Below are 10,068 nucleotides of genomic sequence, written 5' to 3'. Positions count from 1 at the left end.
CATGAGGGGGGGCGCGAGCATGGGGCGCATTGCACCATGCGGCCGGCCGATCGGCAACCGGCAAAGTTTTCCGGTGGCGTTTGCCGGGCGGTGTCGCGGGAGCATCGGAAGCGGCGGAATTGGCCGGTATTTGCCGGTCTTATCGTGGCAAGCGGCCTGTCGGGGCGGGGCTAACATCGCTGGCATGGAAGGTGCAATGAGGCGATTGCCCGTCGATGATGGCCTTTACGGCAACCGGCGGGAGAACTTGAGGTGATGCCATGAAGACCCAACTCGACAGCGCGCTGCAGTTTCATCAGACGGCCCTGAACCTGCAGGCGCAGCGGCAGCAGATGCTGGCGTCGAACATCGCGAACGCGGATACGCCGAACTACAAGGCGCGCGACATCGATTTCCGTGCGGCGTTGAAAGGGGCGATGGGCGAGCGCATGGGCCCGCTGGAACTGACGGGCACGTCGTCGCGCCATCTCGGTGCGGCTGCGGAGACGCCGTTCGGGGCCTTCGTCGGGTTTCGCCGCGAGTTCCAGTCGAGCGTGGATGGCAACACGGTGAACATGGACGTGGAGCGCGCCGCCTTCGCCGAGAACGCGGTGCATTACGAGGCGAGCGTGACCTTCGTCAACGGCGTGCTGCGCAGCATGCAGACGGCGATCACCGGTCAGTGAGGGGAGGGCAGGCGTCCATGAGCATGTTCAATGTTTTTGCGATTGCGGGATCGGCGCTGCATGCGCAGTCCGCGCGTCTGAATGCGACGGCGTCGAACCTCGCGAATGCGGACAGCGTTGCCGGGCCGGACGGGCAGCCGTATCGCGCGAAGCAGGTGGTGTTCACCGCGACGCCGGTGGCGGGGCCGGGCGGGGTCGGCGTGAAGGTGTCGGACGTCGTCGAGAGTGCGGAGCCGGGGCGCCTGCAGTATGACCCGAGCAATCCGGCGGCGAACGCGGAAGGGTATGTGACGATGTCGAACGTGAATGTGGTCGAGGAGATGACCAACATGATTTCGGCCTCGCGCGCGTACCAGACCAACGCGGAAGTGATGAACACGGCGCGTACGCTGCTGCAGCGTACGCTGCAGATCGGACAGTAAAGCTTCCTGGAGCGGATCATGGCAACGGTCAACAACACGGTTTCCGCAGCGGCTGAGTCGGCAGTGGCCCTGCTCGCGCGGAAGGACAAGCCCGAGGCGAAGGCGGACGCGGTCGGCCAGGGGCGCTTTCTCACGCTGCTGACCGCCCAGTTGAAGAACCAGGATCCGATGAATCCGCTGGACAATGCGCAGGTGACTTCGCAACTGGCGCAGATCAGCACCGTGGATGGCATCGAGCGGCTCAACACGATGCTGACGCAGCTTCTCGACGGTCAGCAGTCGACCGAGTCGCTGCAGGCAGCGTCTCTGGTTGGGCGTGGGGTGCTGATTCCGGGCAACGGCCTGAAGCTGGGCGACGCGGGTTCGATCGGCGGTTTTGCGCTCGACGTGCCGGCCGACGCGGTGACGATGAAGATCAAGGATGCGCAGGGCCTGGAGGTCGCCTCGGTCGACCTGGGTTCCTTCGCCGCGGGGACGCACAACTTCCAGTGGGACGGCACGACGCTCGACGGCAGCCGTGCGGCCAACGGCAAGTACAAGGTGAGCATCGAGGCGGTGACCGGCGGCAAGCCGGTGCAGGCGGAAGTCCTCGAATTCGGTGCGGTGTCGAGCGTGGTGCGCGGCGCAAAGGGTACCGACCTCCAGATTGGCGACCTCGGCATCGTGAAGATGTCCGACGTCAGGCAGATTGTTTGAGACTGAAGTTCCAGGGAGACGATCATGGCATTCCAGCAAGGCTTGAGCGGACTGAATTCCTCGGCCAAGGCCCTCGATGTCATCAGCAACAACGTGGCGAACTCGAATACGGTGGGCTTCAAGGCGGGGCGCGCAGAGTTCTCCGACGTTTTCGCGGCGGCGCTGAACGGTGCGGGGGGCGGTACGCAGGTGGGCATCGGGGCGTCGATCGGTGCCGTGACGCAATTGTTCTCCCAGGGCAACATCACCACGACGAACAATCCGCTCGACGTCGCGATCAACGGCAACGGCTTCTTCCGCATGGCCTCGCTGGACGGGACGATCGCCTACACGCGCAACGGTCAGTTCGACGTGAACAAGGATGGCTTCATCGTCAATGCGCAGGGCTTCCAGCTGACGGGTTTTACCGCGACGAATGGCGTGATTCAGGCCGGTGGCGAACCGCAGCGGCTGCAGCTCGACTTCTCGGACGTGCAGCCGAATCCGTCGTCGCAGATGACGCTGGCGATGAACTTCGATTCGCGCGAGCCGGTTTCGCCCTCGTTCGATCCGGCGAATCCGGCTCCGCTCGATCGTACGAACGTGGCGGCGGGCGGGTACAACTTTTCGACGTCCGCCACCGCCTATGACACCCTGGGCAATGCGCATACCCTGACCTTCTTCTTCCAGAAGACCGCAGCGGGTACGTGGAACGGGTTCTATCAGGTGGACGGCTCGGGCAGCGCGACTGCGATCCCCGCGCCGGGTTCGCCGCTGCAGTTCGACACGGCCGGCAAGATGACATCGGGCGGCCAGTTCAGCATCACTTTCCCGCAATTTGCCGGTACCGGCGCCTCGGCGACGCAGACGATCGCTTTCGATCTGGCGGATTCGTCGCAGTTCGGCAGCGCGTTCGGCGTGAATACGCTGCGCCAGGACGGTTTTGCCTCCGGGCGCCTGACGGGCATCACGATCGGTGACGATGGCGTCATCCTGGGGCGCTACAGCAATGGCCAGAGCCGGGATCTCGGCCAGGTGGTGCTGGCGAATTTCCAGAGTCCCAACGGGTTGTTGTCGCTTGGCAGCAACCTGTGGGCGGAGTCGCCGGACTCGGGCCAGCCGATCGTCGGTACGCCGGGCGGCGCGAATCTGGGCTTGCTGAATGCGGGCTCGATCGAGGAGGCCAACGTCGACCTGACGGCGGAGCTGGTGCAGTTGATCGTGCAGCAGCGCACCTACCAGGCCAACGCGCAATCCGTGCGCGCGCAGGACCAGATCCTGCAGACGCTGGTCAACCTGCGTTGATCGGTGCCGGATAAGGGGAGCGGAACATGGATCGGCTGATTTATACGGCGATGACCGGGGCGAAGCACACGATGGGCCAGCAGGCCGCCGTGTCGCACAACCTGGCGAACGCGACGTCGACGGGTTTCCGCGCCGAGATGCACAAGCTGCGCGCCGTGCCGGTGCAGGGCGAAGGGTTGGCGACGCGGGCCTTCGTCGTCGATGCGAGCGTGGCGACGAATTTCGAGCCGGGTGCGATGCAGCAGACCGGGCGTCCGCTGGACGTGGCAGTCGAGGGCAAGGGGTGGCTCGCGGTGCAGCTGCCCGACGGGCGGGAGGCGTACACGCGCGACGGCAGCCTCGAACTGAGCCCGAATGGAGTGTTGCAGACGCGCCGCGGCCTGCCGGTGCTCGGCGACGGCGGCCCGATCACGCTTCCGCCGGACAACGAGATCTCGATCGGCAGCGACGGCACGATTTCGGCGATGCAGGCCGGCGGGGCCGAGAACGTCGTGAATGTCGTCGGGCGGCTGAAGCTGGTGAATCCGCCCGAGGCCTCACTGGTACGGGGCGACGACGGGCTGTTTCGCACGCCGGACGGTCAGCCGGCGCCGCTGGACGAGAACGCGCGCGTGGCCGGGGGATTCCTCGAGGGCAGCAACGTGAGCGTGGTCGACCAGATGGTGACGATGATCTCGCTGGCGCGCCAGTTCGAGATGCAGACCAAGATGCTGCAGACCGCCGAGGCCAATGACCGGGCGGCGACACAGCTGCTCTCGGCGCGTTGAGCGGGACGGGGCGCGCCAGGAAATTAGCGGGTCTTTTCGGCGGGTGTTCCGGCGATTGAGTCGTCCGGCCCGGCCGTAAACTGGCCCCGAGACTGCAGGCAGACCGTCTGCCTGCGAAGGGAAAGGGAGTCAGGATCATGATTCGCTCATTGTGGATTGCGCGGACCGGCCTCGATGCGCAGCAGACGCAGCTGGACGTGATTTCGAACAACCTCGCGAACGTTTCCACCAACGGGTTCAAGCGCGCGCGTGCGGTGTTCGAGGATCTGCTCTATCAGACGATCCGGCAGCCGGGCGCCCAGAACACGCAGCAGAACCAGATCGGCAGCGGACTGCAGATCGGCGCCGGCGTGCGCACGGTGGCGACCGAGCGCATCCACACGCAGGGCAACCTGCAGCAGACCGGCAATCCGCTCGACATGGCGATCCAGGGCAACGGCTTCTTCCAGGTGACGCTGCCCGACGGCACGCCCGCTTATACGCGCGACGGCGCCTTCCAGCTCGATTCGCAGGGGCAGATCGTGACGGCGAGCGGCTTCCCGATGGAGCCGGCGATCATCATCCCGAACGATGCGCAGACGATCACGATCGGCCGGGACGGGACGGTGAGCGTGCTGCAGGCGGGGCAGACCGCGCCGACCGTGGTGGGCAACATCCAGATCGCGACTTTCGTGAATCCGGGCGGACTGTCGAGCGCGGGCGAGAACCTGTTCCGCGAGACGGTTTCGAGCGGCACGGCGACCCCCAACACGCCCGGGAATAACGGTGCCGGCCTGATCAACCAGCAGTTCGTCGAGACTTCGAACGTGAACGTGGCCGAGGAGCTGGTGAACATGATCACGACGCAGCGCGCCTTCGAGCTCAACTCGCGCGCGGTGCAGACGTCCGACCAGATGCTGGGGCGGCTGACGCAGCTGTAAGGAGCGCATCATGAACCGCCTGAGCTTGCCGGCCCTGTGGATCCTGATGCTGCTGTCGGGCTGCGCGTCGATCTACTCCACGCCGCCGACGGTGGTGCATCAGCCGATGTCCGTGCGGCCGGAGGGGCGCACGCAGATGGCGCCGGCGAACGGTTCGATCTACCAGGCGACGCAGTTGCGGCCGCTGTTCGAGGACCGGCGCGCGCGTCTCGTCGGCGACACGCTGACGATCAATCTCGTCGAGCGCAACACCGCGCAGAAGCGCGCCAACAGCAGCGCGACACGTGCCTCGGACGTTTCCGGCGGCATCACGGCCGCGTCCAAGGTCCCGCTGGCGGGGCTGGCGGGCATGAATCTGCAGGCCGGCGTCGAGTCGGATTTCTCGGGCCAGGGCGCGTCGGCGGCGAACAACGTGTTCAACGGCACGATCACCGTGACGGTGATCGAGGTGTATCCGAACGGCAACCTGCTGGTCTCCGGCGAGAAGCAGGTGGCGATCAACCAGGGCAGCGAGTTCATCCGCTTCTCGGGCGTCATCAACCCGAACACGGTGACCGCGGCGAACACGGTGCAATCGACGCAGGTCGCCGATGCGCGGATCGAATACAAGGGTAGCGGTTATATCGACGAGTCGAACACGATGGGATGGCTGCAGCGCTTCTTCGTTGCGGTGTCGCCGTTCTGAGCGGTCCGGTTCGTCGCGGGAGTCGATGATGTTGCGCAAAAGGGGGATCCGCGCGTTCGCGTGCGCGTTGGCGTTGCTGCTCGCGGGGACGGCGTTCGCCGCGGAGCGGCTGAAGGACCTGGCGACGATCGCCGGCGTGCGCGAGAACCAGCTTGTCGGCTACGGCCTGGTGATCGGCCTCGACGGCAGCGGCGACCAGACGACGCAGACGCCCTTCACGGTGCAGAGCATCATCAACATGCTCGGCAACATGGGCGTGACGATTCCGACCGGCACGAACCTGCAGCTCAAGAACGTCGCCGCGGTGATGGTCACCGCGAGCCTGCCGCCGTTCGCGCGGCCCGGCCAGCAGATCGACGTGACGGTGTCGTCGATCGGCAATGCGAAGAGCCTGCGCGGCGGTACCCTGGTGATGACGCCGCTGAAGGGCGCGGACGGGCAGGTGTACAGCGTCGCGCAGGGAAACCTGCTGGTGGGCGGCGCGGGCGCGACCGGTGGCGGCTCGTCGCAGACCATCAATCATCTGTCTGCCGGGCGGATTCCCGGCGGTGCGACCGTCGAACGCGCCGTGCCGACCTCGATCGCGCAGGGCGAATTCGTGGTGTTCGAGCTGAAGGACACCGATTTCGGCACCGCGCGGCGGGTCGTCGATGCGATCAACCTGGCAACCTCCGGCGGTACGGCGCAAGCGCTCGATGGGCGCAGCATCCAGGTGCGTGCGCCGCTCGATCCGTCGGACCGCGTCGCCTTCCTCGGCAAGCTCGAGAATCTGGAAGTCACGCCGGTGCAGCAGGCGGCGAAGGTGATCGTCAATTCGCGTACCGGTTCGGTGGTGATGAACCAGACGGTGACGCTGCAGAACGTCGCCGTCGCGCATGGCAACCTGACCGTGACGGTGGGGGTCGAGACCGCCGTGAGCCAGCCGGCACCGCTGTCCGGCGGGCGCACGGTGACGACGCAGAGCGGAACGATCGATATCAAGCAGGGACAGGGCACGCTGCACAACGTCCGCGCCGGGGCAAACCTGGCGGAGGTGGTGAAGGCGCTGAACACGCTCGGTGCGACGCCGATGGATCTGGTGAGCATCCTGCAGGCGATGAAGGCCGCCGGGTCGTTGCGCGCGGAGCTGGAGGTGATCTGACATGGTGGCCGTCCCCCAGATCAACGTCATGGACCCGAATGCGCTGGCCGGTATGAAGCGGCTCGCGCGCGACGGTAACTCGCCCGAGGGCCTGCGCGCCGCGGCGAAGCAGTTCGAGGCGATGTTCCTGCAGATGGTGCTGAAATCGATGCGCGATGCGGTGCCGTCGAATGGCATGTTCGACAGCGACCAGACGCGGCTTTTCCAGGCAATGCAGGACCAGCAGATGGCGATGAACATGGCGCAGGGGCGCGGCATCGGCCTCGCGGACGTGATCTTCCGCCAGCTCGGCGGGGAGGCGGCGACGCAGGCGGCAGGCGGTGAGGGCAGCCTCGACGTGTCGCGCATCCCGCGGCGGGCGGCAATCGTTGCCGGCAGCCAGTTGCCGGCGGCAGATCGCGCCGCAGATCTGACCGATGAGGCCGACGAGCTGTCGCAGTTCGCGGCCCGTTTCGGTGCCGCGATCGGGGCCGCGGGCAGGCGGGCGGAGACGGCGCGTCCGGCAAGCGGTGGCGCCGAATCACTGGATGCGCTGCCGTCGTCGCGTCCGGTTCCCGAAGGGGCGCGGGAGTTCGTGAATCGCGTGTGGGCACATGCCGGCGAGGCGAGCCGCAGCACGGGCATTCCGGCGCATTTCATGGTCGGGCAGGCGGCGCTGGAAACCGGATGGGGGCGCGGAGAACTGCGCCGGGCCGACGGATCGCCGAGCTACAACCTCTTCAACATCAAGGCCGGGCCGAACTGGAAGGGGCCGGTGGTCGAGGTGCCGGTCACCGAGTATGCGAACGGTCGCCCCTACACCGAAACCGCGCGCTTCCGCGCTTATGGCTCGTATGCCGAGGCGTTCCGCGACTATGCGGGCCTGTTGCGCGGCAATCCCCGCTATGCCGAGGTTTTAGGCCAGACCGATGCCGCCGGGTTCGCACGCAGCCTGCAGCAGGCGGGCTACGCGACCGACCCGATGTATGCCGACAAGCTCACGCGCATCATCGGCGGCGCGACGCTGCGGACGGCGCTCGCGGGATGAAGTCCGTCGCCTGGCAAAAGTTTTGCTAGGTAATGCCGTAAGAGCAGTGGTAACGAGGAAGGCATCATGGCAGGACTACTGAGCATCGGTCTGACAGGCATCAACAGTTCGCAAGCGAACCTGTTGACGACCAGCCATAACATCACCAACGCGAACACACCGGGCTTCAATCGCCAGACGACCCTCCTGACCACGGCCGACCCGTTCTTCTCGGGCGCCGGTTTTTTCGGCCAGGGGGCCAAGGTCGACGGCGTGCGGCGGCAGTACGACCAGTTCCTGAGCCAGCAGGTGCTCAATGCGTCGGCGCGCAAGGAAGAATTTGCCGCCTACAACACCCAGATCTCGCAGATCGACAACCTTCTTGCCGACACCAGTTCGGGCTTGTCTCCGGCGCTGGCCGACTTCTTTGCCGGCGTGCAGGACGTGGCGACGAATCCGTCGAGCATTCCTGCGCGACAGGCGCTGATCTCCACCGCGGAGTCGCTGGCGGCGCGGTTCAACGGACTCGATACGCGGCTGAACGAGATTCGCGACATCAACGAAGGCCAGATCGTCAGCACTGTCGATTCGATCAATGCCTTTGCGCGCCAGATCTCGGATATCAACGAGCGCATCGTGCTGGCGCAGGTGGGCGGGACGTCGATTCCGGCGAACGACCTGCTGGACCAGCGCGACAACCTCGTTGCGGAGCTGAACAAGCTGGTGAAGGTGAGCACGACGACGGAGTCGGACGGCTCGCTCAGCGTGTTCATCGGCAGCGGCCAGCCGCTCGTCGTCGGCACGGCGGTGTCGCAACTGGCCGTGGAGGTTGATCCCTCGGTAGATCCCTTCCGCGGCGAGATCCATCTTGCAACGCCCGGCGGCGGCTCGGTGCTGATGCCGGATTCGGTGCTCACCGGCGGCCAACTCGGCGGGATGCTGAAGTTCCGCAACGAGACGCTGAATGCGGCGCGCGAACAGCTGGGTGATCTTGCCATTGCGGTTTCTAGTGAGTTCAACGCACTCCATTCAGCTGGATTCGGCCTCGACGGGACGACGACCGGTGTCGCCTTCTTCAAGGATCTGAGCAGTTTTGCCGGCACGGCCCTCGGGCGCCGCGAGGCTGCCGGGGCCTTCGCGGTCGCGATCACCGATCCGCGCAAGGTCGCCGCGTCGGGGGCGCCGACGGGCACGGTGAGGGCCGGCGGCAGCAACAACGAGAACGCCCTGAGACTCGCCGCGCTGCAGACCGAAAAGGTCATGAACGGCGACACGGCGACCTTCCAGTCGTCCTACGCGCAGCTGGTCAGTTTCGTCGGCAACAAGACGCGCGAGGTGCAGATCGGCGAGCGCAGCCAGGAAGCGCAACTGCAGCAGGCGGTCGATGCGCAGCAATCCCTTTCCGGGGTGAATCTCGACGAAGAGGCGGCCAACCTGATCCGCTTCCAGCAGTCCTACCAGGCTGCGGCGCGGGTCATGTCGGTCGCCGGGACGCTGTTCGACGAAATCCTGTCGATTTCGCGTTGAGCGGGGGTGACATCATGAGAATTTCCAGCAGCATGATCTTCGACGCGGGCCGCAACTCGATGATGCAGCAGAGCGGGAGCCTCCTGCACACGCAGCAGCAGCTGTCTTCCGGGCGCCGCATCCTGAGCCCTTCCGGCGACCCGATCGGCGCAGCGCGCGCGCTCGAAGTGACGCAGACGAAGAGCGTCAATACGCAGTTCCAGACCAACCATGGGTACGCCAAGGATGCGCTGGCTTCGCTCGAGAGCAATCTCGGCAGCATCACGGACATCCTCACCTACATCCGCACGCGCGCGGTGGAGGCGGGCAACGGGGCGTTCAGCGCGAGCGAGCACCAGGCGATCGCGACCGACCTGGAGGCGCAGTTCAACGCCCTGCTGGGCATCGCCAACAGCAAGGATGCGACGGGGGACTACCAGTTCGCGGGCTATCAGTCCGCGCAGCCGGCCTTCTCGGGCGGCGCCGCGGTGCCGTCGGCCGGGCCCGGTGCGGTAATGTACGCGGGCGACGGTGGCGAGCGCAGCATGCAGGTCGGGTCGACCCGCATCATGCCGGTTGCCGAGCCGGGCAGCAAAGTGTTCATGGCGGACGCGACCGGCAAATCGCAGATGTTCGGCGCCATTTCGGATTTCATCACCGCGCTGCGCGGTCCGACGTCGGGCATTTCTGCCGCGGTGTCCCAGGCGATCGGCAACATGGACGCAGCGCTCGAGAACGTCAGCACGATACGCGCCTCGGTCGGATCGCGCATGCTGGAGCTCGATTTGCTGGGCGATCTCTCGGCAATCCAGGATCAGCAATATGCCGAGACGCTGTCCCGGCTGCAGGATCTCGACTACAACGAGGCGATCACGCGCTTCACGCAGCAGCAGACGGTATTGCAGGCGGCCCAGCAGTCTTACCTGCGCGTGACGGGCCTGTCGCTCTTCAATCTGCTCGGCGGCTGAGGTCTCGA

The 10,068-nt window shown here is 66.0% G+C and carries 11 protein-coding genes; all 11 read left to right on the top strand.

The annotated features are described in order from the left end of the window. Positions 1-260 precede the first annotated feature (260 nt). Positions 261-665, top strand: a complete 405-nt coding sequence (flgB, locus tag GPA22_RS19600) for a flagellar basal body rod protein FlgB (RefSeq protein WP_169257743.1) — start codon at positions 261-263, stop codon at positions 663-665. Between the two features lie 17 nt (positions 666-682). Beyond that, positions 683-1,087, top strand: coding sequence for a flagellar basal body rod protein FlgC (gene flgC, locus GPA22_RS19595; protein ID WP_169257742.1), 405 nt, complete (start codon positions 683-685; stop codon positions 1,085-1,087). A gap of 18 nt (positions 1,088-1,105) precedes the next feature. Then, positions 1,106-1,783, top strand: coding sequence for a flagellar hook assembly protein FlgD (locus GPA22_RS19590; RefSeq protein ID WP_169257741.1), 678 nt, complete (start codon positions 1,106-1,108; stop codon positions 1,781-1,783). Between the two features lie 24 nt (positions 1,784-1,807). Continuing rightward, positions 1,808-3,067 (top strand): flagellar hook protein FlgE, encoded by a 1,260-nt coding sequence (gene flgE, locus GPA22_RS19585; protein ID WP_169257740.1) that lies wholly within the window; start codon positions 1,808-1,810, stop codon positions 3,065-3,067. 26 nt (positions 3,068-3,093) lie between these two features. Continuing rightward, positions 3,094-3,834, top strand: a complete 741-nt coding sequence (gene flgF / locus GPA22_RS19580) for a flagellar basal-body rod protein FlgF (RefSeq protein WP_169257739.1) — start codon at positions 3,094-3,096, stop codon at positions 3,832-3,834. Positions 3,835-3,971: 137 nt separating this feature from the next. Further along, positions 3,972-4,754, top strand: a complete 783-nt coding sequence (gene flgG / locus GPA22_RS19575) for a flagellar basal-body rod protein FlgG (RefSeq protein ID WP_169257738.1) — start codon at positions 3,972-3,974, stop codon at positions 4,752-4,754. 10 nt (positions 4,755-4,764) lie between these two features. After that, positions 4,765-5,439 (top strand): flagellar basal body L-ring protein FlgH, encoded by a 675-nt coding sequence (locus GPA22_RS19570; protein ID WP_169257737.1) that lies wholly within the window; start codon positions 4,765-4,767, stop codon positions 5,437-5,439. 25 nt (positions 5,440-5,464) lie between these two features. Beyond that, positions 5,465-6,580 carry a flagellar basal body P-ring protein FlgI gene (locus GPA22_RS19565; RefSeq protein WP_425483970.1) on the top strand — a complete coding sequence of 372 codons (1,116 nt, stop codon included), beginning with the start codon at positions 5,465-5,467 and terminating at the stop codon, positions 6,578-6,580. A 1-nt stretch (position 6,581) separates the two neighbouring features. Next, positions 6,582-7,607 carry a flagellar assembly peptidoglycan hydrolase FlgJ gene (gene flgJ / locus GPA22_RS19560; protein ID WP_169257735.1) on the top strand — a complete coding sequence of 342 codons (1,026 nt, stop codon included), beginning with the start codon at positions 6,582-6,584 and terminating at the stop codon, positions 7,605-7,607. Positions 7,608-7,673: 66 nt separating this feature from the next. Further along, positions 7,674-9,113 carry a flagellar hook-associated protein FlgK gene (flgK, locus tag GPA22_RS19555; RefSeq protein WP_169257734.1) on the top strand — a complete coding sequence of 480 codons (1,440 nt, stop codon included), beginning with the start codon at positions 7,674-7,676 and terminating at the stop codon, positions 9,111-9,113. A 14-nt stretch (positions 9,114-9,127) separates the two neighbouring features. Then, positions 9,128-10,060: a flagellar hook-associated protein FlgL gene (flgL, locus tag GPA22_RS19550; protein WP_169257733.1), complete on the top strand. Its 933-nt coding sequence runs from the start codon at positions 9,128-9,130 to the stop codon at positions 10,058-10,060. The last annotated feature ends 8 nt before the right edge of the window (positions 10,061-10,068 follow it).

This window comes from Aromatoleum toluvorans (assembly GCF_012910905.1).
GTDB classification, from domain to species: domain Bacteria; phylum Pseudomonadota; class Gammaproteobacteria; order Burkholderiales; family Rhodocyclaceae; genus Aromatoleum; species Aromatoleum toluvorans.
This window is presented reverse-complemented; position numbering and strand designations above follow the sequence as displayed.